Raw genomic sequence first — 25,411 nt, forward strand, 5'->3', positions numbered from 1 at the left:
GATCGGTCTTTATTGTGTTGAAAATCCGTATTCAGAGTATTCCGTTCATGTTCCCGATGACTCCCATCGCGGCAGCGCTTGCCCTGTTGTTTTGTGCGGGTGCGTTAGCTGCTCCAGTGGCCGATGGCACAACACCGCGCAGTTTGCTGGCTCAGGCCAAGGGTTTGCCGGCGGACTTTGAAGAGCACTTTTTCGATGTGCCCCTGGCCGTTCGAGTTGAGCGTGACCAAGAGTTCGTAGGGGAGGCAATGATTGTCTTGTCTCGTGAAGACACCCTGACCCTGCTTTCGTTTAACGACCATGAAGGAAGCCCGGTCAAGGACGATGAACGTGAGCGCTGGGCCGAGTACCTCAAGCAGCAAGTGCCACTGGGCGCCTGCGAGAGTAATTGCCCCGACCAGTTGCTGGCCGTGCACTACAACCTGGAAAAATCCCTGGTCTCACTGCTGACCGAGAACGCCGAGCGCGACACCGAAAGCCGGCGTTATCACGAGCTTCCCCACGAGGGCAGCGCAGGCCTGATTGTGCGTAACCAACTGAACCTTAACGGCGGCCAGGGCCAGGACACGGGCGGGCGTTTTGGGATTGACGCCAGCAGCAGCCTGGGCAATTGGAGCCAGGTGTTGAACGCGCAGTTTTCGCGCCTCGGCGGCCCCGATAACGACGCCCTCAACCATGCGGTGTACTCGCTCTACACCCAGCGCGAACTGGAAGGCCAGTTCCTGCGCCTGGGCTATTTCACGCCCAATGCCGAGGGTCTCACCCGGCAACTGCGCACCTTCGGCGCCAGCCCCGACACCGCCATCGGCGTGATGTACGGCAGCTCCGACACCTTGATGATCAACAACCCCAAGGCCAGCATCTATCCGATTGCCATTACCGCCAACCGCCAGGGTTCGGTGGAGATTTATCGCAATGGCCTGTTGATCAACACCCAGCCCGTCACCAGTGGCCTGCAGAACCTGGACACACGTCCGTTGCCCGGCGGGATCTATGAGGTCGAAGTGCGCCTGATAGAAGACGGCCAGGTCACTAACACCACCCAGGAGTTGGTCTACAAGCCCAACAACTGGCGCAACAACGATGACCGCTGGCGCTATAACGTATTTGCCGGCCAGGAAAGCAAGTTGCTCAGCAACTGGGATGAACAGTCCAGTGGCGACACGACCGCTGGCGTCTCCCTCAACTACCTGGCCCACCCGCGCGTGGTGTTGGGCGTTTCGGGGCGCCAGGTTAAAGACCGCATGCAATACGGCACCTCCATCGACTGGACGTTGGCCAGCTCCGCCAGCGTGTACGCCAACGTCTACCAGACCGACAACTACGGCACCGGTGTCGACCTCAACGGGCTCTATAACTATGGCGCCGGTACGGTGGTGTTTAACCATACCCGCAGTTGGCTGGACACCCGCAACACCTACGAATACCTGCCCGATGGCACGCGCATTCGCCAGGTGAATGTGTTTGTCGGCCAGACCAGTAACTCCTCGATTTCCCTGAATCACCGGCTCAGTAACTTGCGTTCGGTGAGTGCCAGACTGTCCCACACCGAAGGTAACGTAGAAGGTGTCGGCCTGGACCTGGGCTGGAGCGAGCGCACCCATCTGTTTGGCAGCGACGCCAACTGGCGCTTGTCCTTGTATGACCGGCCGGGCAGTGCCAGCACTGGCGACAAGCGTAATCGCGGCGTCGATCTGAGTGTCAGCCTGGCCCTTGGCGGCCCGGGTGAACAGTGGTCCGCCAGCCTCGGGACGCGCACCGCCCGGGACGGCTCACGCGATAACAACGCCTCTGTGACCTATCGCAAAGACCTGCAAGATCACCTGCTGCAAAGCGTCTCGGCCACGGCAATTACCGACACCTACGGCATCGGCATGTCGGGCATGGCCAGCTTTGAAACCGACGCCCTGCAGGGCGATGCGTTTGTGCAGCAATCGTCGTTCAACAATGAGCTGAGCGGTGGCTTGAACCTGGAGAGCACCCTCGCCCTCGGCCGCCAGAAGATGGTCCTCACCAGCCAGTATTCCGGTACCGGCGCGGGAATGATTGTCGACGTCGAGACCGATATCGACGACATCGCCCTGCGCGCCGATGACTTCAGTGGCGGCAGCACCGCGTTGCGGATTGGGCGCAATTTTATCCCGATCACGGCCTACAAGGGTGGCGCGGTGACGTTTGACTTCGAGGGCAACCACGCGCCTTCGGCCTCGATCCAGCCGCACCGTGTCAGTTACCACCTGAACAAGGGCGGGGTGGAATACCTCAAGGTCAACGTGATGCAAACCGTGACCGTCCTCGGGCGCCTGGTCGACCCGCAGGGCAAACCGCTCAAGGGCCATCACGTCATCAACCACGCCACCCGTGGGGTGAGTGAAGTGGATGGTTTCTTCTCCCTGGAGATGAACGCCAGCTCGCCGACCCTGGAAGTGCGCCACAACAATCGACTGCTGTGCCAGTTCCGCCTCGACCCGACCACGGCCCCCAGTGAAAACAATGTGCTGATGATCGGTGATCTGCGTTGCACACCGGACACCCTGGCCGATTCCACCTTTAATGCTCCGACCGCTGGTTGAGTATCATGATGAGATTACGCACCACCATGAAGCCCATCAGAACAGTGTTCCGCCATATTGGCGCCGTGGGCGCGGCGCTGCTGTTCAGCTCATCGGCGCTGGGCCTGACCCAGAACATCACTGCGGTGTTCACGCCAGACCCCAGTAACCCGATGCAGAACAAATTCGAAAACACCACGCCCATCAGCACCGTCTGCGCAAACCATATGCCGGCGCGCTGCAAACAGATGAATATTTTCAGCCTCCGGGCGCCTGATTTTCGGGCGCGGACCACGCAGCCGGTACTGGCCGACCATGCAGATGAACGCCAGGGTTTTATGTTGAAGCTGCCCTCCAGTTGGCGCGACCTGCAAGTGACCCATAGGGCGACCGGGGAAACCGAGACGGTGCAGATGCGCATCGCCGGTATCGGCACACCCTGGGATATTCCTCGCCCACCGGGCCTGGCGGCCTGGGCGCAACCGCTCGGGGGGCGTTGGCAGACAGCATGGAGTTCTGCCCCAAGTCCATGTCAAAGCACCGGTTTTCTGGTGGCCAGTTTGAATGCGGCTGCGTACTTCTGGCTGGTGCCTGAAGGGGCAGGTGTCTGCAGCCGAAAACCCTCCATTGACCTGGCCTACATCAACTTTGCGCAGATGGAGTATGCCTACGAACTCAAGACGCCCAATCCGTTGGGCATGTCTTCGGGTGAATACGTCGGCAGCCTCACCTACACCATGGGGCCCGGCGGTGATTTTGACTTCGGTGACGTGGTGATACCCCAGCAAAACTCGATCACCTTCAACTTCAGCCTGGATGTGCAGCACTCCCTCCAGGTCGAGATCCCACCGGGCGGCAACCGCATCGAACTGGTCCCGCAAGGCGGCTGGCAAGCCTGGCTGAACCAGGGCCGAAAACCTTCACGATTGTTCCGCGACCAGGCCTTCAACATCTCCGCGTCTTCGCGTTTCAAGATGCAGCTGGCGTGTGAACGCGTGATCGGCGACACCTGCGCGCTGAAAAATGGCGATGACCACGAGGTGCCCGTTGATATCAGCGTGAGCCTGCCCCACGGCCTGAGCCGTGGCGATGGCGCCGGCGTCATTCGCCAGCCGTTGCTGTTGAGCGGTGCCGGCACCGAGCTGTTCCAGCCAGGCTTTTACGTTAACCGTCGACCCGGAACGCTGCACTTCGAGGTCAAGAAAGAACATGCCGACACGATGGTGGCGCAAGGAGGCACCACCTATTCGGGGCAGGTGACGGTCGTTTGGGATTCGGAGCTTTGAGGTACATGTCCATGAAACATCTATTCGCGCTGTGCGCGCTCTGCTGGCTGCCGCTGTCACAGGCCGCGCCGAATATCAACGTCGGGGTGTTCTACGACTACCTCGACGGCGATAAATCCACCTACCTCAAGCGTGTCTTTAATGGCGGCGACAGCACGGCGTTTATCAAGGTCACGGTGATGGAAATTGTCTACAACGCTGACGGTACGTCGCAGGAAGTGGAGCTTAAGAGCAACGCCGACAACACCGCCCGGGACGGTCTGATGGCCACCCCGGCGCGCATGATCGTACCGGCCAATGGCATGCAGAGCACCCGCTTGCTGTACCTGGGCGAGCGCGAAAGCGAACGCTATTTTCGCCTGCGCTTCGTGCCGGTAATGCCCGAAAAAGACGATGAGTTTGGCGTCTCCAGCGACGATCGCGAGGCCTACAAAAACAGCCTGTCGGCAGGCGTCACGGTGTTGGCGGGATTCGGCACGGTGTTTTTCGTGCGCCCCAAAACCACCCGGTTTGACACGCGCACCGAAGAGCGTGAGGGCGAGTACGGGTTGCGCAACGCGGGCAACAGCGTGGTGGTGGTCGATGAGTTCAAGGACTGCTCCACCGCTGAACCCCAGGACTGCCAGCCCATTACCAAGAGCCACATCCTGCCCGGTCGCGATTTCAGCTTTACCAAGCAGGCCGGTCGTACCTACCGCTTTACCTTGATCGAGGGCGGCGAGAAAAACACACATGAGGTCAAAGGCTGATGGTCATTGAGAGAGCCCATGCGGGCAAATTCCGCAAAGTCGTCCTGGGGATGTTGTTGGTGATCGGGGTGTTGCTCAGTGCCCAGGCCTTGGCCATTCGCGAAGTGCAGGTCTTCGACGTGTCGGTGACCATTCCCACCCGCGACTTTTATGTGCTGCCGATCAACCCCGGATTCCTGGAGCGTGAGCAGGAAATGGCCTGGCAACTGGTGCCGGGCACCCTTAAACCGCTACGTGAACACTTCGATGTGAAGAACAGCGGCGGCGGCATTGCGGCGCGCCTGAACCAGGCGCCCGTCCTGTCCAACGGTCCTCGTTCGATTGCGTTGAACGTCACCTTCAACGGCCAGGTGTTGAGCCTGGACGAAACCCTGGTGGTGCCGGAAGCCGAAGCCCGTGCCGGTAAACGGGTGTTGTTGGAGATTGCCGCGGTAGAGCCTGAGGGCGGTTATACGGCGGGTGAATACTTTGGCAGCGTACATCTGCTGTTTGATGCGGTGAGGCCGTGATGTCGGGCGATTTAGCGAGGTGCTTATGAAATATCTATCTGCTGTATTGGTGTTCTGCCTGTGGTCCGTCAATGTCCAGGCCGGGCCGGCCATTCATGTCGGGGATTTTTACGACTACTTGAGCGGCGATAAAAACAACTACCTCAAGCGCATATTCAATGGCGGCACCAGTACCGCCTTCGTCAAGATCAGCGTGACCGAGATGCTCTACAAGCCTGACGGCACGTATGACGAAGTCCCGATCAAGAACCAGTCGGACGCTCTGATCGCCAGCCCGGCGCGCCTGATCGTGCCGGCCACCGGCATGCAGAACACGCGTTTTGTGTTTATGGGCGAACGTGACCGCGAGCGTTACTTCCGGGTGCGCTACCTGCCCGTGGCGCCGGAGAAAGACGACGAGTTCCTGGCCACGGAAGAGGAGCGCAAGGCTTATGAGGACAAGATCGCGGGCGGCGTGCGGGTGATGGCCGGCTACGGCACGGTATTTTTCGTGCGGCCCAAGGACAGCCGTTATGACACTCGGATCGAAAACGGTGGCCGCAACTACACCTTGCGCAACGCCGGCAACACGGTGGTGGTGGTGGATGAGTTCAAGGACTGTTCGGCCAGCAATCGAAACGATTGTGCACCCACTACCAAAAACCACATCTTCCCGGGGCGGGTGTTCAGTTTCGAGAAACAGGCCGGGCGCGTGTATCGCTTTCATGTGGTGGAAGGCGGGACTGACAGGATTGTGGAAGTAAACGGCTGAATCGTCTCGGCCCAGTACCTGTACGTGTCGGCCTCGGTCAGGTGAATAACAAAGTAGGTAACGTGATGCCCATACGCAAAAAACTATCCGTCGCGCTGATGCTGGCAGCCAGCGTATTTTCGTGGCCTGCACAGGCTGCGGATCAGGAGATCCGGGCGACGTTCGTTCCCGATCCATCCAACCCGATGGTCAACCAGTTTGAGAATAAAACGCCCCAGGCGGGCGTCTGCGCTCAGTGGATGGCGGCCCGTTGCAAGCAACTGGGTATTTTCAGCCTCAGGCTTCCACAGCTTGCGTTCGTTACGGGAAAAGGGATTGAAGCGGATCATGAAGACCCGAGACAAGGCTTCATGCTCACAGTGCCTTCCAGTTGGCGGGATGTGGAGGTGGTCCACGGGTCCGGCGACACAGAAATCGTGCAGATGCGCATTGCCGGTGTCGGTGGCGGCTGGAATATGTCCTATCCGCCGGGGGTGAGTGCCTGGGCGCGCCCAGGGGTACCCTGGCAGTCGGCGTGGCAGTCCGCCCCGGCTCCCTGCGTGAGTACCAACTTTCTCGTGGCGGCTCTCGCCTATGCCCAGTTTTTCTGGCTGACGCCCGAGGGCGCCGGGGCATGTGCAAGGACGCCGTCGGTGACGATTCCTTACTTCCGCTGGAGCGGGCTCGACTATGCGTATGAACTGCGCACCCCAAACCCGTTGACCATGCAGGCCGGTGAGTACCGTGGCGCGTTGTCTTACGCCATTGGCAGGGGCATGGACTTTGATATGGGGGATGAACTGAGCCCCAATATCGACAGGGTGACGCTCAATTTTGTCCTGAGTGTGGAACATGCCCTCAAGGTCGATATCCCTGCGGGGGGTAACCGCATCGAGTTGGTCCCCCAGGGGGGGTGGCAAAACTGGCTCAATCATGGACGTACGCCGTCGCGGTTGTTTCGCGATCAAACCTTTGTGATCGCCGCCAGTTCGCGTTTCAAGATGCAACTTGAATGCTCCGTTATTGCAGGCAATACCTGTGGTTTGCGCAATAACAATGGCGATGAGGTACCCGTGCAGGTTGCCGTCAGCCTGCCCTATGGCTTGGCCGGTCAGGACGATCAGGCTGTCAGCCGTCGCCCCTTGCGCCTCGACGGCGTTGGTACCGAGCTGTTCCATCCGCGCTATTACGTCAATGATCGGCCAGGCACCCTGCACTTTGAGGTGACCAGGGATGACGTGGCCGACATGCTCAAGCAGCCGGGCAGTTCCTATTCGGGCATGGTCACGGTGATCTGGGATTCCGAGGTGTGATGCTCTGCGGGTGAAACAGTGACCGGCAGTGGCTTGTGACGCGTTCGGTTATTCGTACGCGTCCAGCAGTGCCTGTCGCGTCAAACGGCGCGCCAATTCGTTGTAGTCATCCTGGATGTCGCTGTAAAGCCGTCGCACGGTGGCATCGGAGAAGGGTTCTTCGGCCAGCACCACGGTATGGGGGATCGTCAGTTCATTGGCCAGCGTGATGATCTGCTCGCGCAAACGTGCCTTGCGCTCAGGCGTCACCTCGGCGCCGATCCATTGCGTGTGGGCATCCCGTAGATCCTCCAGTTGGCTGCCGGCGTGTGTGCGTTTCTCGGCTTGAGCCTTGAACGCTTCCAGATGGGCGTCATGCAGGTAGTCGGCCCAGAACGGTTGCTCAAGAATGCCATTGACCAGGCCGTCGCCCTGGGACAGCTCGATAACCTGGCGCACCGCAGTATCCAGGTGTTCTTGAGTCAGCCCGGCCGTGCTGCGGTAGACCATGTGTTCGGACAGCCACGGCAGGTCGAGACGGCGTTTGAGCCCGGTTTGGTAGGCGAGGTACACCTGCACGTCATCGACCTGGTTTTCACCGCTGCCAAACGTCTGGCCCAATCCGCCCTCGCTTTCTGGCGCGATGCGATGCTGGATTTCCTTGTGGGCGATTTGGTTGATCTGCTCCAGGCGCCAGGTCTGCTTGGCCAGTGTCACCAGGTGACGTTCGAGGTGAGGGCTGTTGTCATTGCGGATGATTTCCAGCAGGGTTTCCACGCCGATGCGGTTGAACGTATGGGCCCCGGCATCTGCGCACAGGGACGGTGCGCCGGCCAAACTGAATACCCGCTCGCGAAACCCGGTGTTCTCATAGGCACGAAACACCACCTGCCAGATTCGCTGGGAGAGGTCCTCGCGACCTTGTTCAAACAACTGCGCATCGATTTCGGTTTGAAAACCAGCAGGCGGCTGCAACAGTCTGAACACCTCGAACAAACCCTGGGAGCCGTGTTCCGCTTCCACCTCGTCCCACACCTTCTGTGCCGTGTTGCGCTGTTCAGGTGTCAGGCCAACCATCCAGAATTGGCTGTCGGTTTTACCGCCGCGAGGCGTGGTGCGGTAAGGGTCGATCCCCTGGGCCCGGCGATAACTGACGAAGCGTTGTTCATCCTCGAATTCAAGCCTGGGCATATCCAGCCAACTGTTGGCCACAATCCTGGCGGCGGGAGTTTCTGGCGCAAACACGGGGACGGTGTTGATCGCCGTGTTTCTCAGGTCCAGCTCCAGCAGAGCGGGCCTCGGGCTTTCCAGCCCTTGCGGCCATTGAGTGATACCGGTTCTATTGAGTACCAGCAGGCGCAGCTCCGGCATTTGGCTGACATCCGGTGGGGTTTCCAGGCGGGTATTTCCTTCCAGATTCAACGCGCGCAACTGTGGGCATTGTTTAAGCGTGGCGTGGTCGGAGGGCGACCATGCAATAGGGTTGTCACCCAGGTTCAGGGCGGTCAGGCCGTTCATGGGCAATATCTGCGACGGCACTTTGTCGAGACGATTGGCCGACAGGTCCAGGTTGCGCAGGTTGTGGAAATTATCGAGAAAGGGTAATTCGCGATCGCCCAGCGCTGAGCCGCTGAGCTTCAAGCGGGTGACATGACTGAAGTCTGCTCGCAGTGGTCCCAGGCGTTCCAGGTGAAGACCCAGGGCCAGCCCGTTCAAGTCCAGCAGGGTACCGCGGGTTTTCGCTTCCATCGGTTGCATGCGCAGGTAGGCACCGTCTTCCCAGCAGGCAGTCAACTCATGGATGACCTGGTTTCGAGTGTGTATTTCAAGCAGGGCTTGATCGGTGCTTGCCATGGGATCTACGAGTGGTTTTTTGCGGAACCTGTTCATGTCTTCGCGCAGCGTCGCATGGTCAGCTTCAAGTGTGCCGAGCAGTTGCTCGCCTTGCAGAGTGCTCAGGTGGGGCAGCACTTTCTGGATCTGCTCCTCAGTCAAACGCGGGCACAGCTTCATCAGCGTTTCCCGAGGGGTCGGCGGCTGTGGGGGTTGCCTCAGGACCCATCGGCGGAAAGCCCCCCACATGGGTTTTTGCAGTAAGTGTTGTGTGGTGCGCTGCTCAGCTGGGGATAGCGGGCTGTCCGCTATCACGCTGCGGCGTTCGGCCGGTGGCGCCAGTTGCGCTTTGAGCCATTCCTTGAAGTTCGCGCCTTGACCTGGCCGGTAGTCAAGCGTGTCCGTGGGGACCACGCGCAACAACGCTTCATAAAAGCTGTACTGCGGCGTCGGGGTGGAAGGCGACGCAGCGTGCAGTTGGTAACGCCCCTGGCCCTTGTACAGGAGTATTTTTTTCGTGCCCGCGTCGGCCGGCCCCACCTGGCAACGCAGGCTGCCGCTGGGCGTCTGATCGTGAATGGCAATGTTCAAGTCGCCCAGGGCATCGGTGTGCAGGCGCACGATATTGAGGGCCATGCGCTCGGTGTCCGGGGTCAGCAAGGCGTCGTGGTAGAGGCCTTCACTGGCATGGCTGGCGCGGACTTCATTGGCCAGTTCCCGGGCCAGGTTTTTCAGGCGCAAGGGGATGCGCCGTTCAAGGCTCATCACGCTCGACTCTTGTGGGGAGGTGCGCAGCAGCAACGTGGCCACCAGGTCTTTGGGCAATAGCGCAAACTGCTGTTGAATCAGTCGGCCCTGCGGGGTATTGAGCGCTTCATGGGTGCTGTAAAGGTGGTTGAACACGCTGGTGTTCTGCTGCACCAACTCATTGGCCAGGCGCTCACGCAGCGCCATGACGGGTTTGGGCAGGGTTTGCGCGCCGGGCGCTGCAAGCAAGGCCATCCGCTCGGTATCGCTCAGGAACGCGATGACCTGTTCGAACCACTGGCCGGCTTCCACAGCCTGATAGCTGAGGCGCAGAGTGTTGGCAGCGCTGGCGTCAGTGGCGCCGTAGACGATGGAGTGGCCGGTCAAGTCGCTGTTGACGAACACCTGGATGGCTTTGTTTGCCGGCCAACCCTGGAGTTCGGTGGTGGTTTGCACCGTCCAGTTGGTCGGCAGGTCCGCACTGGCCCCGGTGCGAACCTGCTGCGGAGCACTTTCGAGTTGCTGGCGCAGCTTTATCCGCTTGAGGCTGTCGGCCAATAGCGGCGGTGGGGTGTCGCATTGGGCATACATCATGCGCAAGGCGTCGTCGTGGGTGCCGCTGGTCTGGCAGGCCTGTTCAAGTTGGGCGGGGCTGAGGTCCTCCACCGAAGGCCCGAGGCGCCGACGCAGCGTCTCGCTGTCCCAGGTGTTGGGGGCCTCGCCTTCATGCACCCACGCGCCACTGGGGTGATGCTCGATGCTGGGTGAATAGGCGTCGGGACGGGTGGGATGCTTGATGCGATGGGCATGGTGGATGGCGTCGTGTTCGATGACGTAGTGCCGGTTATCCAGCGGCAGGACTTTCTGGTCCTGGTACGTATGCAGGCCCAGTTCATCGGGCTGAGAATCGCTCGCCAGCTGCAGGTTGTCGTGGGCGTAAGGCGCCAGGTCCGGGTTCCACAGGCGCTGTTGCCCGTCGACTTCAACCGCGCGCAAATTGTCGACGAAGAGCGAGCGTTTGAACGCGCTCGCGACTTCTCCACCGACGGCGAAGAGTCCCAGTTGGATCGTATCGGTTGCGACCGTGACGAGGTGTTCGGCGGCTTCTATGAACTGCCCTTCGGCCAGGTCTACCACGCCTTCGATCACATCGCTGGCCAGTTGGTAGGCGGTGTATGCCAGCATCAGCTCGCCGAGGAACGGCACGAATGGAGTGATGACCAGCAGCGCGACATTGAAAATATCCGAGAGGATTTTTGTGAAGTTGTCCCACCAGGCCCAGCGCTCTGCTCTGTCGGCGTCGGCCGTGGGCACCGCGATGCTGCGTGCGTCGTTGAATATCTTGTTGAAGGATTGCTGGTAGCGGTATTCCCATAGATCGCCCTCGATGGCGGGCGAGGAGAAGTGCAGTTTGGGATTGTCCAGCGGCGCTTCCCGCCATTGAGGGCGCGGGTCCAGTGGCTGCGCCGGGTGCCACCGAACGTTGGACAGCCGCTGACTGAGTCCGGCAAAGAAATGCCCGCGTTGATTATGGTCGACAAACTGGCTGAAGAACTGTTGGTAGGTTTGCCCCTGGCGAGACGGTATCGACGCATTGGTTTGCAGCTTGCGGGTCAGGTCGAGCATGAACGCAAGGCTGGAGGTGTACTCCTTGACCGGACTCTCGGGGTCATGGGGGATGTAGGCGATCAGTTTCGAGGCGCTGGAAACCCGATCCAGGTCAGCGGCGATCAGCAGGATACCGCTCAGTGAAGCATCGAGGATGTGCAGTTGATAGAACCGCATCACGCCCCGTTCACCGCGCAACGCACGCATCAACACGTGGTAGGTCGCGGCACTCAGGTCCGCGACCTGTTGGCCGTCGGTGGGCAGGTAAGCCAGGTGTGCCGCCGCCTTGAGCGCGGCTTTCTGGCTGGCGATGACCTGGTTTTTCAAGGTGGTGCGAGCGCTGAGGTCCGTTGGCAGCAAGTAGTCGTTCAGGTGTTGTTGATAGCGTGCGCCGAGGTCCAGTTCACGGCACAAGGCCTTGAACTGTGGGATGGACATCGTGTCGCTCAACGCCAGGGGCTGGAAGTGGCCACGGTAGTCGGGACGGGTGATATAGCTGGAGTCGCTTTCGAAGGATTCCCCGGCGGCAAAGTTCTGCAAGGCCGCGTCGAGCAATGACACCTTGCGGCCGGTCACGCCCTTGAAAAAACTGTGGGCGTACCAAGGCAGTTTCTTGGCGATATACAGGTGCAGAAACGTTGCTTTGACGTCCAGGTCAAGGTGGTACTTGTCCAGAATGGCTTGTTTCAGCAGGGGTTCGGCAAAGGCATACACGTCCTGTATGTCGCGCAGTTGTCGGTCCACGGCGTTTTGCGTGCGCCAGCCTTCAGCATTGGCCGTCTGCAGGGCTTGATGCTGTGCGGGGAGGGCGCGGGTGTAAGCGGGCAGTCGAGAAAGGTCGGCGGCGCTCATCTGATGGGCCCGGGCCAGGGAGGTCGTGGCAAGCCAGTCCGGAATTGTTTGTTTGATCAAGTCATAGTGAGGGCCTTTATAGGCGCGCGCAGGCGTGCTGAAAGGCAGTGAACGTATAGGCATCAAGTTGAACTCGTTAAGTGGCTCGAGTGCTTAGCCTATCCGTCGAAATCAAGAACAAACGTTCAATATATTGCAGCTAAGTCGGGACTGAAATGTGCGGGTTGTTCGGTGTGCGAATGCAGAATTTGTGCACTGAATGTGCCGGGCTCCCCCGGCTGGCACTGCGTCCGGCTGCCGGGTTGCAGATAAGGGCTGAGCAGCGGCGCCATGCCCTTGAGCACTTGCACCGGCAATGCCGAGGTGAAGGTGAAGCCTTGGGCCGAGGCGCCGGGGACGAATGCGGTCAGCGTGCCGAAATGGCGGTCGCCGATATAGAACACAAAGGTGGCGGTGCGGTTGATCGCCTTGGAGCTGAGTAGGCGCCCGCCGGCACCGATTGCTTCGATGCGGTTGTCGCCGGTGCCGGTCTTGCCGCCCATGGCCAGGGGTGTGCCGTCAGCCAGTTTGAAGCTGCCGGCCACACGTTTTGCGGTACCGGCATCCACCACCTGGGACAACGCCTCGCGCAAGGCGTTGGCGACTTCACTGGGCATGACCCGCTTGCCTCGGTCCGGGTTGTTGACCAAGCGGGTTTCATACGGGGTGCCGGCGGCAAAGTGCAGGCTGTCGATACGCACGGTCGGCTCGCGCACGCCGTCATTGAGAATGATCCCGACCAGCTCCGCCAGGGCCGCCGGGCGGTCTCCCGAGCTGCCAATAGCGGTGGCCAGGGACGGCACCAGGTGATCGAACGGGTAGCCCACAGCCTGCCAGCGTTGATGAATATCCAGGAACGCTTCGATCTCCAGCATGGTGCGGATGCGACTGTCGCGGGCGCTCTTGTGGCGGCTCTTGAAGAGCCAGCCGTAGACTTCCTGGCGTTCGTGCTCACTGGCGGCGACGGCCTGGGTGAAAGTGGCGTCGGGGTGGTTCAGCAGGTAACCGAGCAGCCACAAATCCAGTGGATGGACCTTGGCGATATAGCCTTGGTCCGGCAGGTCGTAGGCGCCGGGACCGTAATCCTTGTAGAGCTTGGCCAGGCGTTCGTCGGTGAGTTTTTCCGGGGCCTTGGTGGGCAGGTGCGCGCGCACGAAACGGTTGAAGCTGTCCTGGTTGGCCTGGGGCAGCAGATAACGGTGCACTGCGGCCAGGCGCATGGCGGTGGGGTGCATGCTGTCGAGAAAGGTGTCGAGCCGGGCCTGGGTGTCTTTGTTGCGGTAGCGCTTCCAGAAGCGCAGCAGGAAGGTGGTGCCCTCGCGGTCGGCGAATTGCGCCAGGTACTCCTGGCGGCGTGGGTCGCTGTCGTCCTTGAGCAACTCGGCGCTGCTGTTGGGGCCCTGATAGGTGCTGTAGCGCACCAGGTCGCGCATCAGGCGAATGAACGGCAGGTTGATCGACTCACGCAGGGCCTCGCGCAGCGTGGGGTTACGCCCGTTGTCTTCGTTGCGAAAGTTATTGAAGTGATGCAGGCCGCCACCGGTGAAAAAGCGTTCGCCGGGGCTGGCCGAATATTGCCGCTCGAGCGCCGCGTCGAGCATCTTCGGCAGGCTCCGGTCGCGGTTTTGCGCCAGGTAATCCACGGCCCAGCGCGACAGGCGATCCTGCTCGTCGACGCTGATCTTTTTCAGCTCGGCAGGGGGCCGGCCGGCGTAACGCTCGTGCAGTTCGCTGATGATTTGCAGGTAAGTGGTCAGCACCCGCAGCTTGGCGGTGGAGCCCAGTTCCAGCTTGCTGCTCTCGTTGATATCGAAGGGTTGGTCGGTGTTGTCGGTCTGTACCCGCACCCGTGCGCCATCGGCGGTCATCTCATAGAGCGTGAAGCTGTAGCGCACTTGCGCGGTGCTGGCGGGCGTCAACAGGCGTGGGCCGAGCAAGCCGAGTTGCCCGGCGAAGGCGGGGTCGGCCAGGTGCTTGAGGTAGGTGGTGGCTTGGGTTTGCAAGTCATCCTGCAAGGTGCTGGTGGCGGACAGGTCCAGGCGGTCGAGGTCGTACAGCGGGCGATTGAGCAGGGCGGCCAGGCGGCTGCGGGCAACACTGATGCCTTTGTTGGTTTCAATCGGTTGAATCGTCGGCTGTTGCAGCCAATCGCGATAGCTCACCTGGCTGGCCAGGGCGGCCTGTGCCAGGGCCGGGTCGATGACCGCGTTCTGCGCGAGCAGGCGAATGTGGCTGTCGGTCAGGTTCGCCAGTTCGGCGTGGCCCTTGGACAGGTAGTGCGAGGGCCGGCGCTGGGCGATCATCAATGACAACACTTCACGCAGGGCCAGGCCTTTTTGCCCGAGGTTTTGCGTGCTGCTGTCGGCGAGCAGGGCGTTGGTGCGGTTGAAGTCGGCGCCGTACCACACCCGCAACCCTTCGGCCAGGCCATGCACTTCACCGTGACCGGGCACGGCAGACAACGGCACGCTGTTGAGGTAGTCGCGCACGATATTGCGGCGTGCCTGCAAGGTCTGCGGACCATCATGGTAGGCGCGTACGCTGGCGGAAAACATCTGCCGCAGTTTCTCGCCGCCCGACAGGGTCAGGCCGTCGGGGGAGTGACGGTACTTTTCCAGCTGGGTCGCGAGGGTGCTGCCACCGGCGGTCTGCCCGGGCAAATGCAGGAGCCTGGCCACTTGTGACCAGGCCGCTTTGGCGAAGCGCGGCCAGTCCACCGCCGGGTTGGCTTCGGGCTGAGCCGGGTCGAGCAGGTCGCGGTTCTCGATGAACAGCAGGCTGTTGACCACCACCGGCGGGATCGCAGCGAAGTTTTCGTACAGTTGTTGCGGATAGTTGTATTGGTAGAGCGGCACGGCGCGGCAGTCGGTGATGGACAGCCCGGCCTGGATTTTTTCCGCGTAGGGCACGAACAGGCCCTTGGCGCTGTAGTCCATCAATTCGGCCGAAAAGCGCGCCTGGGTTTCAATCACATAACCGCGTTTGAGCAAGCGTGGCAGGAACGTGCCGAGGTCGCTGTAACCGAGACGCCGGTCGAAGGGGCCAGCGCCGGGATAGGCGATTGCCGGGCTGGGGCCGGGCTCCAACCGATAGGTCAGGTCACGTGCCAAGCGGCTGAGTTCCTGGGCCTGCAGGCGTGAGGTGCGCAGCTCCTTGGCGACGGCAAACCCCAGGGCCGCCAGCGCCATCAACACAATCAACCAGAACAGGCGCCGTGCGTAACGAGGCCTGGGTTTATTTTTGGATAAAGGCGCTGGGTCCGAACTGCCATGTACTTTCGCAGCCTTGCTCGATTCGGTTTGCCACAGTGCGCCCATAGTCGATTGATCCCTTCACGCAGATAGATCGGACTTGCCCGAAGTTTAGTCGCTGATGGCTGGGTGTGAGGGAATTGTGTTTTGAGTGTAGGAATTTTCCGGTGGATCTGCAGTGGCGCCTCCGCGACGTTTTGTCGCCCGATGCAGGTCAGATGCTCCTGTAAAATTGCATTTTGACCCATGCTTCCCCTAAATTGCCTCGTTTTTATAGTGAAAGGCCCTACTCCGGGCTTTTTATACTGCACGCCCCGTTGATCTTGCCTGGCAAGACAGGCCCGTCCATGAGGCGGCCCCGGTTTCAACAAGGGCGCAGGCTTACCGGCTTGCACCGTGGAAACTCGACGGACAATCCAATAACAAGATGAGGTTGTATCCCTATGCCAGTCGGCAACCAACTGCCCCATGGCGAGACCGCTTCAGGCGGCCCGCTCAAACGCGAATTGGGTGAACGGCATATTCGCCTGATGGCCCTCGGTGCCTGTATCGGTGTCGGCCTGTTCCTCGGCTCGGCCAAGGCCATCGAAATGGCCGGCCCGGCCATCATGCTGTCCTACATCATCGGTGGCCTGGCTATCCTGGTGATCATGCGTGCCCTCGGCGAGATGGCCGTACACAACCCGGTCGCCGGTTCCTTCAGCCGTTATGCACAGGACTACCTCGGCCCGTTGGCCGGTTTCCTGACCGGCTGGAACTACTGGTTCCTGTGGTTGGTGACCTGCATCGCGGAAATCACCGCCGTGGCGGTGTACATGGGCGTCTGGTTCCCCGACACCCCGCGTTGGATCTGGGCCCTGGCGGCGCTGATCAGCATGGGCACCATCAACCTGATCGCGGTCAAGGCCTTCGGTGAGTTCGAATTCTGGTTCGCGCTGATCAAGATCGTCACCATCATTGCCATGGTGATCGGCGGCGTCGGCATCATCGCTTTCGGTTTCGGCAATGACGGCGTGGCGCTGGGCATTTCCAACCTGTGGAGCCATGGCGGCTTCATGCCCAACGGCGTGCAAGGCGTATTGATGTCGTTGCAGATGGTGATGTTCGCCTACCTGGGCGTGGAGATGATCGGCCTCACCGCCGGTGAAGCGCGCAACCCGCAGAAGACCATCCCCAGCGCCATCGGCTCGGTGTTCTGGCGCATTTTGCTGTTCTATGTGGGCGCGTTGTTCGTCATCCTGTCGATCTACCCATGGAATGAAATCGGCACCCAGGGCAGCCCGTTCGTGATGACGTTCGAGCGCCTGGGTATCAAGACCGCAGCGGGCATCATCAACTTCGTGGTGATCACCGCCGCGCTGTCGTCGTGCAACGGCGGCATCTTCAGCACCGGGCGCATGCTCTACAGCCTGGCGCAGAACGGCCAGGCGCCCGCGACGTTCGGCACCACATCAAGCAATGGCGTGCCGCGTAAAGCGCTGCTGCTGTCGATCTTTGCCTTGCTGCTGGGCGTGTTGCTCAACTACCTGGTGCCGGACCAGGTATTCGTGTGGGTCACCTCCATCGCAACCTTCGGCGCGATCTGGACCTGGCTGATGATCCTGCTGGCCCAGCTCAAATTCCGCAAAGGCCTGAGCCCGGCCGAGCAGGCGGGCCTCAAGTACCGCATGTGGCTGTACCCGGTCAGCTCCTACCTGGCGCTGGCGTTCCTGGTGCTGGTGGTGGGCCTGATGGCTTACTTCCCGGACACCCGCGTAGCGCTGTATGTAGGGCCTGCGTTTCTGGTGTTGTTGACGGTGTTGTTCTACGTGTTCAAGTTGCAGCCGACCAATGGGGCGGTGCGTTCTGCAGCCTGAGGGCTTGCCCGATGGCGCCGCAAAACCCATGTGGGAGGGGGCTTGCTCCCGATGGCAGTGTGTCAGTCAGCTAATGTGCAGCTGACCCACCGCCATCGGGAGCAAGCCCTAATGCCAGTCAGTTAAGCGTACACCACCGTCTGTAGGAGCGAGCTTGCTCGCGAAAAACGTCAACGATAACGCGTGCTTCCTGAATAAACGCGGTGCCTGTGAGTTTTTCGCGAGCAAGGGCTAGCCGCCCGCCTCGTTCCTACAAAAAGCCTTAACTGACTGGCATTAGGGCAAGCCCCCTCCCACATGTCAATCAGCTCGGCACTAACCAGGCGCGGGCACAGCGGCTCTGCGCTGGTCCAATTGCTTGTTGAATTCCAGCCATGCGGCAAACAGCATCATCACTGCGGCCCCCACCAGCGCGGTGAATATCTGCATGGAGAAGGTGTCACCGGTCAGGGCGTTGGCCATGTCCGCCAACGGCGCCAACACCACACCCAGGCAAAAGACTTCCAGCGAGTAGCGCCCCATCCGCCCCAGTTGCCGGGCCAGTGCATGTTGCGTCCAGCCGACACCGGGGAGCAATTTGGCGGTGACATAGGCCAGGGCCAAAAAGTGCAGCAAGCGCACCGGTGACAGGTCGGTCTTGCTGATGGGGTACAGCCATTCGCCGATCAGGCGTGGCATCCAGGCATCGTGCACCTCGGGCCAGCGCCACGACAGGGTGATCACGCAGCTCGTCAGCACATAAGCCGCAGCCGCCAGGAACAACGGTTGACGCAACACGGGCCGCTGGTCGGCCGGGCGTGCCGATCGCAAGGCCGCTGCGCCGCCGAGGATAAACAGGCACTGCCAGGTCACCGGGTTGAAGTACCAGACCCCGCCGTTGCTGGCCGGCAGGTTCCAGCCCTGCCAGGGCGCCAGCAGGTACACCGCCACAGAAACGCCCACCGCGACCCTCGGCACACGCAACAGCAACGGCAGCGTGAGGGGCAGGCTCAGAATCAGCACGATATACAACGGCAAAGGGTCGGTCAGGTTGGGCTTGAACCGCAGCAGCAATTCATCGACCAGGGCCTGCTGGGTATTGTTGAGGAAATACTCCAGGCCCATCTCCTGCACCAGGTCGCGGGTTTCGATATGGCTGTTGGCCAATATCACGATGCCCATCAACAGCGCCAGCAGGAAAATATGCACCACGTAGAGCGTCCACACCCGGCGCAGGATTCTTAAACAGGCGATGAAATAACCCTCACGCTGCAGGATCTTGCCGTACGCCAGCACCGCCGCGTAGCCGGCCAGGAATACGAAGATTTCGGCGGCGTCACTGAACCCGAAGTTCTGCACGGTGACATGGGCCAGGGGATTGTGGGGCACGTGATCCCAGAAAATGAAGATCAACGCCAGGCCCCGAAAAAAATCGATGCGCGGGTCGCGTCCGTTCAGCATGGCAGCGGGCTCTTGAACAAGTTGTTGAGTAAGTGTGGCGAGCGCGCGCGTTGTCGTACGCCGCACGTCGGGCGGGCGCAGGTTGGCGGTATTTGTAAGCGATTGCAAAAGGCTGGGTATTACCGAATGTCTCAATGGCCTGCCCGAAGGCCGGGCAGGCTTCAACCGTGTGAATCAGGCGGCGGCTACTTCCTGCGGTTCAAAACTGTCCGCCCGCGCCATCTGCCACATCCGCGAATAGAATTCGCCGTTCACCTCGCCGGTGAGCAGCTCGCCCGGTTTGAGGAACACATGCAGCTGCGAGAACAGCTTGATCTCGGTCGCCGACATGCGTCGCACCAAGTGCTTGGCCGACAACTGCGAAGGATGTTCCAGCCCGGCGGCGGCGAGCATTTCGGCCAGGGCGTGGAGGGTATTGCGGTGGAAGTTGAACACGCGCTGGGCCTTGTCCGGTACCACCAGCGCACGTTGGCGCAGCGGGTCCTGAGTGGCGACGCCAGTCGGGCATTTGTTGGTGTGACAGCTCTGCGACTGAATGCAGCCAATGGCGAACATAAAGCCGCGCGCCGAGTTGGCCCAGTCGGCGCCGATGGCCAGCACACTGGCGATGTCGAAGGCACTGACGATCTTGCCGCTGGCGCCGAGCTTGATCTTGTCGCGCAGGTTCAGGCCCACCAGGGTGTTGTGCACGAACAGCAGGCCCTCGCGCAGCGGCACGCCGATGTGGTCGGTGAATTCCACCGGTGCCGCGCCGGTGCCGCCTTCCTTGCCGTCGACCACGATAAAGTCCGGCAGGATGCCGGTTTCGAGCATGGCTTTGGCGATGCCCATGAACTCCCAGGGGTGGCCCAGGCAGAACTTGAACCCCACCGGTTTACCGCCGGACAACTCGCGAAGCCGGGCGATGAATTGCATCAGTTCGATCGGTGTGGAAAATGCGCTGTGGCGAGACGGCGAGATGCAGTCCTCGCCCATCATGATGCCGCGGGTGTCAGCGATTTCCCGGGTGACTTTATGCTTGGGCAGGATCCCGCCGTGGCCGGGTTTGGCGCCCTGGCTCATCTTGATCTCGATCATGCGCACTTGCGGGTCCTGCGCTTGGGTGGCAAAGCGTTCCGGGTCAAAGCGGCCGTCACTGGTGCGGCAGCCGAAGTAACCGCTACCCAGCTCCCAAGTGAGGTCGCCGCCGTTTTCGCGGTGGTAGGGGCTGATGCTGCCTTCGCCGGTGTCATGGGCGAAGTTGCCGAGTTTGGCGCCCTGGTTCAGCGCGCGAATGGCGTTGGCGCTCAGTGAGCCGAAACTCATCGCCGAAATATTGAACACCGACGCCGAGTACGGCTGTGTGCACTGCGGGCCGCCGACGATTACGCGAAACGCGCTCGGGTCGCTCAACGGGGCGGGCCGCATGGAGTGGCCGATGAATTCAAAGCCCGACTGATAGACGTCGATCAAGGTACCGAAGGGCTTGTCGGCGGTTTCGTTCTTGGCGCGCGAATACACCAGCGAACGTTGGGCCCGGGAGAAGGGCAGGGCATCGCTGTCGGATTCGAGCAGGTACTGGCGGATTTCCGGGCGGATGGCTTCCACCAGATAACGGATATTGCCCAGGATCGGGTAGTTGCGGCGCACGGCGTGGGGGCTTTGCAGCAGGTCGAAAATGCCGATCAAACTGAGCAGGCCGGTGACTATCGTGATGGGCCACAGCCATTCATGTTCGATAAAGGGCAGGCTGGCAAGGGTGAACAGGGTGCATACGGCAAAGAACGCGTAACGGCTTAGTAACGACAGGCTCATACGGTTTTCCTTGGTTCGGACTCTCGAGGTCGATCCGCCATTCTGCGCCCGTACTGAAACAGGGGACAAGGATCGGAGGCTCTGGGGCGGCATTTGTCAGGCGCGAGCCATGGAACCGTTCGGCGAAAGGCGGCCACTATCGTGCAGGACGCCTTTCTCTCATGCTCTTGGAGTCATCGCTCATGTCGAACATATCTGCCGCTTTCGGCCCTTCCATCATTCATCAAGGCGCGTCCGCCTCGATCGACCCTGAGCAGCGGATGCAATCCGCTCAGCACCACCACACTTCCCACGCGTTGCGCGACGGCACCCCACCGGGAAAATTCCAGCGGTTTGCCGCTGACGCGGCCAAGAGCCTGTGGTTTATCCCAGGCATGAGCAACGTGTTGCAGGGAATTGCAAAGGCTAAGCCAGGCCTTGATGGCACCATCAGCGGGGCGCTGGACGGGTTTCGTAAAACCCGCGAAGACGGTTTTGACAAGGCGCTTCTCGGTGCGGTTACCGGCGATTACCAGGCGATAGCCAACGGTTACCTCAATGCGGTGGTAAGGAACGACGCCACGCCTGAGTCCGTCAAAAAAGGGCTGCGCGAAGGTTCAGGCTTGTTAGACCTGGCCGCGACGCTGCGCCAGCAAAAAATAGCGCTGCAGGCTTGATGGGTCACTGGCCGTACCCGGCGGCGTGCCCTACGCCGCCGTCTGCCGAATCGGCAGCACCACCCGAAACGTCGTGCCCTTGCCCAGCTCGCTGCTGACCGAGATATGCCCCCGGTGTTTCTTGACGATGCCGTAGGACAATGACAGCCCCAACCCGGTACCTTCGCCCACCGGCTTGGTGGTGAAGAACGGGTCGAAGATCTTCTGCACGGTGTCGGGAGCAATGCCGCAGCCGTTGTCCGCCACTTCCAACCAGATGGTGTCGCCGTCCACGCCGTTGCTGATGGTGATGGTGCCGCGCTCCGGCCCCATGGCCTGGGCGGCGTTGATCACCAGGTTCATCACCACCTGGTTGAGCTGCGAGGCCAGGCATTCGATGTCCGGCAGGGGCGTGTAGTGCTTGACCACATCGGCCTTGTACTTGAGTTCGCTGGCGACGATGTTCAGCGTCGAATCGATGCCCTGTTGCAGGTTGGCGAACTGCCAGGTCTGGTCGTTATCCACCCGCGAGAAGTTCTTCAGGTCCTTGACGATCTGTACCACGCGGCCAATGCCGTCCTTGGACTCGCGGATCAGCACCGGAATGTCCTCCTTGAGAAACTCCAGTTCCAGTTCTGTGCGCAAGGCCTTGAGCCGCTCGCGCTGGTCCTGCGCCGGGATCAGCGCTTCGGTTTGTTGATAAGCCTCCAGCATCTGTTGCAACTGGTTGAAGTAGCTGTCGAGGGTGCTGAGGTTGGATGAGATGAAGCCCACCGGGTTGTTGATCTCATGGGCGACGCCGGCCGCGAGTTGCCCCAGTGAGGCCAGCTTCTCCGACTGCACCAACTGGCTTTCCAGGTGCTTGCGCTCGTTGATTTCCAACTGCAACGCCTGGGTGCGTTGTTCCACCAGCTGTTCCAGATGCTGGGTTTGCAGGGATGCGCGCCGGGCCATGTCCCATTTATTGGCCAGGGTGTTGGCCATTTGCTGGACTTCGATGTTGTCGAACGGCTTTTTCAGGATCAGCAAGCGGTCATAGGCGTTCAGGCGCGACAGCAGGTCATCCCAGGAATAATCCGAGTACGCGGTGCATACCACCACTTGCAGGTCGGGTGCGACCTTCCACAGTTGCTCGATGGTCTTCGCGCCGTCCCAGCCTTGGGGCATGCGCATGTCAACGAAGGCCAACGCGTAAGGGCGTTGCTCGGCCATGGCGGTGCTCAGCAAGGCCAGGCCTTCTTCGCCGCCATAGGCGCAGTGCAGCTCGAACGCCTGGGCTTGCGGCGTGGCGGTGTCACCAAACAGCGCCGACTCCATCTCGTCCAGCGCCTCGTTGGATGGCGCGCTCGGCATCAGGATCTTGCGAAAATCCTCATGAATGGACGGGGTGTCATCGATCAGCAGGATGCGCCGGTTGGGAGGCTGGTTCATGCGGTACTTCCGACAAGGGTCAGGGGAATCGTCAAGGTAAACACCGCGCCAAGGCCCGGTCCGTCGCTGTGAGCCGTGAGTTGGCCGTGCATTTCCACGGCGGCCAGGGCGCAGCTGTGCAGGCCGAAACCGTGGCCTTCCTTGCGGGTGGTAAAGCCGTGGGTGAAGATCCGCGTCATGTTCTCGACCGGTATGCCTTCGCCGTCGTCTTTCACACTGATTTTAAGGGTCTGGTCATCTACCTGTTCGACCCTCAGGGTGATTTGCCGTGGCCGCTCGGAAAGACCGGTCATGGCGTACTTGGCGTTGCTGATCAGGTTGACCATGATCAGCAGCAACCGGTGTTTGTCCCCCAGAATCTGCGGCACCGGCGCGTATTCCTTGACCACCGTGACGTGGTGACGACTCAGGGCGCCGGCGTTCATGCGCAAGGCATCGTCCATCAGGGCACCGATATCCACAGGCTCCAGCAGCTTGGAAGCGCCGGCATAGGATTGCTGGGTCGAGACGATGTCCTTGATGTGGTCGACGCTTTTGCTCAGCTGCGCCAGCTCATCGCTCATGCCTTGCTGCTCGATGGCAATCGCGTCCACCAGTTGGTTCAGGTAGCCCGGAAGCAATTTGCCTTTTTCATCCTCGGTGAAAAAGGTGCCCAGGTCGCCCTGGTGCGCGTTGATCAGTTGCATGGCCTTGCCCAGGCCCAAGGCCTTGCTGCTGCGCAGTTTGCGGCTGACCAGGTCGGCGGAAATATTCACGCTGTTGAGCACGTTGCCGACGTTGTGCAGCACGTTGGTGGCGATCTCTGCCATACCTGCCTGGCGGGCGCTGTCGAGCAGCTCGCTCTGGGCGTCCTTGAGTTGTTGCGTGCGCCGTTCCACCCGTTGTTCCAGGGTTTCGTTGGCCGACTGCAAGGCGCGGTTGACGCGGTTGATCTCGGCGAAACTGCGCAGCAGGCGCACGGCCAGGTAGAGCAGCAGCACCACCAGCAACGTCGAGAACACCAGCAGGTAGCGGTGGTATTGATGTTCGATGAGGTCGGCGGCCTGCTGGTCCTGATCGAGGTGGGTGGTCAGCGCGTCGAGGTGCTCGGCCACGGGTACAGCGGCAATCCGTTCGAGCAGGCTGTTGACCACGGGCTGTTCGCGCAGGATCAGCGAAATATGATTGCTGAGGATGTCCACCGGCGCCCGGAACTCAACCGGCAGGCTCTGTTTGTTGATCGCCAGTTTGCCCAGGCCCACCAGGATATCGGCGGCGCGCTCGTCGCTGGTGACTTGGGCGAACTCCAGGCTGCTGAGCAGCAGGTCATAGGTGTCGGTGGCCACGCTTTGCATTTGCAGGCGGCCTTCGTCGTCAATGCTGTTGAATTGGGCCTGGATGTCATCTTCGGCGGTCGGCAGAAACGCCAGCGAATTACGCAATACCGCGTTGTGGGATTTGAACTGGTCCACCAGCCGGGCTTTGTCCTGGATGGCCGCCTGATAGGCCGCCTGGCTGGCTTGCCAACCCGGCAGGTCGGCAGCGCTGTGGTAGGAGTCGCGGCTCGCAAGTTCAGCGCCGATCCGGGTCATTTCCGTCAGGGGCATCACCAGCGGGTCGTAGTTGTGGGTCAGCGCGATCCGCGCCTTGAGCACTTCGCTGTCCCACTGGGCATTGAGCTGCTGGAGCTGGCGGATCAGGTCTCGCGACTGGGTATAAGTGGCCGTCTGGTCGCGGGAAGACTTGAGGTACAAAAACACCAGTGTGGAGGCCAGGAACAGGGTCATCAGGCCAAGCAGCACCTGACTGGCGCGGCGGCGATACAGGCGTGACAAACGTCTCATAATGGCTTGCCCGCCCAGTTACCGGTCAGGGTCTTGAGAAATTGAATAATCAGGTCCTTGTCTTCCTGGGTCGGGTTACGCCCCAGTTGGTACTTGAACATCACATCGACCGCTTCTTCCAGGGTCTTGGCCGAAGCGTCGTGAAAATACGGTGCGGTGACGGCGACATTGCGCAGGCTGGGCACCTTGAACACATAGCGGTCCTCTTCGTCCTTTGTCAGCAGGTAGCGCCCCAGGTCTGACTCCTGCGGGTTGCCGCGTGCCTGGAAGTAGTCGCCCATCACCCCGAATTTCTGGAACATATTGCCGCCGATGTTCACGCCTTGGTGGCAGGCGATGCAGCCGTACTCCTTGAAGCGCTGGTAGCCGTACTTTTCCTGGGTGGTCAGTATCGCGGTGTTGCCCTGCAGATACTGATCGAACCGCGAGTCGGGCGTAAGCAGCGTGCGCTCGTAGGTAGCCAGTGCGTTTTGCACGTTGGCGGCGCTGAGGCCATCGGGGTAAGACTGGGCGAAGGCGCGTTGGTAGACGGGCACGGCCGCCAGGTTCTGCACCACGGTGTTCCAGTCACTGCCCATTTCCACGGGGCTGGTGACCACCTGATCAACCTGTGCTTCCAGCGTGTCTACCCGACCATTCCAGAACTGCTTGAAGTTCAGGCTGGCGTTGAACACCGAAGGCGTGTTGAGCACCACAGGTTTACCGTCAAAGCCGATCGAAAACGGCTTGTTGTCGGCACCGCCGGATTCCAGGCGGTGGCAACTGGCGCAGGACAGCGTGTTATTCGCCGACAAGCGCGGCTCGTTGAACAACTGGCGGCCCAGTTCAACCTTGGCCGGGTCCAGCGCCGGTATTGCCGGCATGGGCTTGAGCGCCTCGTTCAGCGGTGCGGCGGCCAGCGGTGCGCCGCTGCCCAGGCACAACGCGAGAATGAAGCCGGTACGGGCAGTTGAAACATGGCTCAAGCGAGCACTCCTTGCGGCC

The 25,411-nt window shown here is 60.9% G+C and carries 15 protein-coding genes; 8 read left to right on the top strand and 7 right to left on the bottom strand.

Annotated elements, in window-relative coordinates:
* Positions 1–47: 47 nt before the first annotated feature.
* From C4J85_RS05275 to C4J85_RS05300, 6 genes are read left to right on the top strand one after another with little or no spacing between them, the layout of a single operon-like run.
* The gene (locus C4J85_RS05275) at positions 48–2,573 is read left to right on the top strand and encodes a CS1-pili formation C-terminal domain-containing protein (protein ID WP_124409141.1); all 2,526 of its coding nucleotides are present in this window, start codon (positions 48–50) and stop codon (positions 2,571–2,573) included.
* A 5-nt stretch (positions 2,574–2,578) separates the two neighbouring features.
* Positions 2,579–3,838 (top strand): hypothetical protein, encoded by a 1,260-nt coding sequence (locus C4J85_RS05280; protein WP_256657876.1) that lies wholly within the window; start codon positions 2,579–2,581, stop codon positions 3,836–3,838.
* Between the two features lie 11 nt (positions 3,839–3,849).
* On the top strand, positions 3,850–4,587 hold the full coding sequence (locus C4J85_RS05285; protein ID WP_124409142.1) for a molecular chaperone: 738 nt from the start codon (positions 3,850–3,852) through the stop codon (positions 4,585–4,587).
* Positions 4,587–5,096, top strand: coding sequence for a CS1 type fimbrial major subunit (locus tag C4J85_RS05290; protein WP_164487850.1), 510 nt, complete (start codon positions 4,587–4,589; stop codon positions 5,094–5,096). The genes C4J85_RS05285 and C4J85_RS05290 overlap by 1 nt, the downstream gene beginning before the upstream one ends.
* A 25-nt stretch (positions 5,097–5,121) precedes the next feature.
* Positions 5,122–5,847, top strand: coding sequence for a molecular chaperone (locus C4J85_RS05295; protein ID WP_124409143.1), 726 nt, complete (start codon positions 5,122–5,124; stop codon positions 5,845–5,847).
* A 41-nt stretch (positions 5,848–5,888) separates the two neighbouring features.
* Positions 5,889–7,139: a hypothetical protein gene (locus tag C4J85_RS05300; protein ID WP_256657877.1), complete on the top strand. Its 1,251-nt coding sequence runs from the start codon at positions 5,889–5,891 to the stop codon at positions 7,137–7,139.
* 48 nt (positions 7,140–7,187) lie between these two features.
* On the opposite strand, the gene C4J85_RS05305 is transcribed toward C4J85_RS05300, so the two are convergent.
* Together C4J85_RS05305 and C4J85_RS05310 are read right to left on the bottom strand one after the other, a co-directional pair.
* Positions 7,188–12,281, bottom strand: coding sequence for an NEL-type E3 ubiquitin ligase domain-containing protein (locus C4J85_RS05305; protein ID WP_124409144.1), 5,094 nt, complete (start codon positions 12,279–12,281; stop codon positions 7,188–7,190).
* Between the two features lie 62 nt (positions 12,282–12,343).
* Complete coding sequence (locus C4J85_RS05310; protein ID WP_124409145.1) at positions 12,344–15,514, bottom strand: transglycosylase domain-containing protein; 3,171 nt, start codon at positions 15,512–15,514, stop codon at positions 12,344–12,346.
* 377 nt (positions 15,515–15,891) lie between these two features.
* On the opposite strand from C4J85_RS05310, the gene C4J85_RS05315 reads away from it, so the two are divergent.
* Positions 15,892–17,304, top strand: a complete 1,413-nt coding sequence (locus C4J85_RS05315; protein ID WP_124409146.1) for an amino acid permease — start codon at positions 15,892–15,894, stop codon at positions 17,302–17,304.
* A gap of 315 nt (positions 17,305–17,619) precedes the next feature.
* Here the strand turns inward: C4J85_RS05315 and C4J85_RS05320 are convergent, their stop codons facing one another.
* The gene (locus C4J85_RS05320; RefSeq protein WP_124409147.1) at positions 17,620–18,744 is read right to left on the bottom strand and encodes an OpgC family protein; all 1,125 of its coding nucleotides are present in this window, start codon (positions 18,742–18,744) and stop codon (positions 17,620–17,622) included.
* A gap of 174 nt (positions 18,745–18,918) precedes the next feature.
* Complete coding sequence (locus C4J85_RS05325; RefSeq protein ID WP_124409148.1) at positions 18,919–20,538, bottom strand: FMN-binding glutamate synthase family protein; 1,620 nt, start codon at positions 20,536–20,538, stop codon at positions 18,919–18,921.
* 182 nt (positions 20,539–20,720) lie between these two features.
* Here C4J85_RS05325 and C4J85_RS05330 point away from each other — a divergent pair, with 182 nt between their 5' ends.
* Positions 20,721–21,194 carry a hypothetical protein gene (locus C4J85_RS05330; RefSeq protein WP_124409149.1) on the top strand — a complete coding sequence of 158 codons (474 nt, stop codon included), beginning with the start codon at positions 20,721–20,723 and terminating at the stop codon, positions 21,192–21,194.
* A 30-nt stretch (positions 21,195–21,224) separates the two neighbouring features.
* Here C4J85_RS05330 and C4J85_RS05335 read toward each other — a convergent pair whose 3' ends face one another.
* From C4J85_RS05335 to C4J85_RS05345, 3 genes are read right to left on the bottom strand one after another with little or no spacing between them, the layout of a single operon-like run.
* On the bottom strand, positions 21,225–22,604 hold the full coding sequence (locus C4J85_RS05335) for an ATP-binding protein (protein ID WP_124365982.1): 1,380 nt from the start codon (positions 22,602–22,604) through the stop codon (positions 21,225–21,227).
* Positions 22,601–24,427 (bottom strand): DAHL domain-containing protein, encoded by a 1,827-nt coding sequence (locus C4J85_RS05340; RefSeq protein ID WP_124409150.1) that lies wholly within the window; start codon positions 24,425–24,427, stop codon positions 22,601–22,603. The genes C4J85_RS05335 and C4J85_RS05340 overlap by 4 nt, the downstream gene beginning before the upstream one ends.
* Positions 24,424–25,392 (bottom strand): cytochrome-c peroxidase, encoded by a 969-nt coding sequence (locus tag C4J85_RS05345; protein WP_124409151.1) that lies wholly within the window; start codon positions 25,390–25,392, stop codon positions 24,424–24,426. The genes C4J85_RS05340 and C4J85_RS05345 overlap by 4 nt, the downstream gene beginning before the upstream one ends.
* Positions 25,393–25,411 lie beyond the last annotated feature (19 nt).

Source organism: Pseudomonas sp. R4-34-07 (assembly GCF_003852375.1).
GTDB lineage: Bacteria > Pseudomonadota > Gammaproteobacteria > Pseudomonadales > Pseudomonadaceae > Aquipseudomonas.

Coding starts and splice junctions, on each gene's coding strand:
- C4J85_RS05275 (WP_124409141.1), top strand. CDS start 48: ATGTTCCCGATGACTCCCATCGCGGCAGCGCTTGCCCTGTTGTTTTGT.
- C4J85_RS05280 (WP_256657876.1), top strand. CDS start 2,579: ATGATGAGATTACGCACCACCATGAAGCCCATCAGAACAGTGTTCCGC.
- C4J85_RS05285 (WP_124409142.1), top strand. CDS start 3,850: ATGAAACATCTATTCGCGCTGTGCGCGCTCTGCTGGCTGCCGCTGTCA.
- C4J85_RS05290 (WP_164487850.1), top strand. CDS start 4,587: ATGGTCATTGAGAGAGCCCATGCGGGCAAATTCCGCAAAGTCGTCCTG.
- C4J85_RS05295 (WP_124409143.1), top strand. CDS start 5,122: ATGAAATATCTATCTGCTGTATTGGTGTTCTGCCTGTGGTCCGTCAAT.
- C4J85_RS05305 (WP_124409144.1), bottom strand. CDS start 12,281: ATGCCTATACGTTCACTGCCTTTCAGCACGCCTGCGCGCGCCTATAAA.
- C4J85_RS05310 (WP_124409145.1), bottom strand. CDS start 15,514: ATGGGCGCACTGTGGCAAACCGAATCGAGCAAGGCTGCGAAAGTACAT.
- C4J85_RS05315 (WP_124409146.1), top strand. CDS start 15,892: ATGCCAGTCGGCAACCAACTGCCCCATGGCGAGACCGCTTCAGGCGGC.
- C4J85_RS05320 (WP_124409147.1), bottom strand. CDS start 18,744: ATGCTGAACGGACGCGACCCGCGCATCGATTTTTTTCGGGGCCTGGCG.
- C4J85_RS05325 (WP_124409148.1), bottom strand. CDS start 20,538: ATGAGCCTGTCGTTACTAAGCCGTTACGCGTTCTTTGCCGTATGCACC.
- C4J85_RS05330 (WP_124409149.1), top strand. CDS start 20,721: ATGTCGAACATATCTGCCGCTTTCGGCCCTTCCATCATTCATCAAGGC.
- C4J85_RS05335 (WP_124365982.1), bottom strand. CDS start 22,604: ATGAACCAGCCTCCCAACCGGCGCATCCTGCTGATCGATGACACCCCG.
- C4J85_RS05340 (WP_124409150.1), bottom strand. CDS start 24,427: ATGAGACGTTTGTCACGCCTGTATCGCCGCCGCGCCAGTCAGGTGCTG.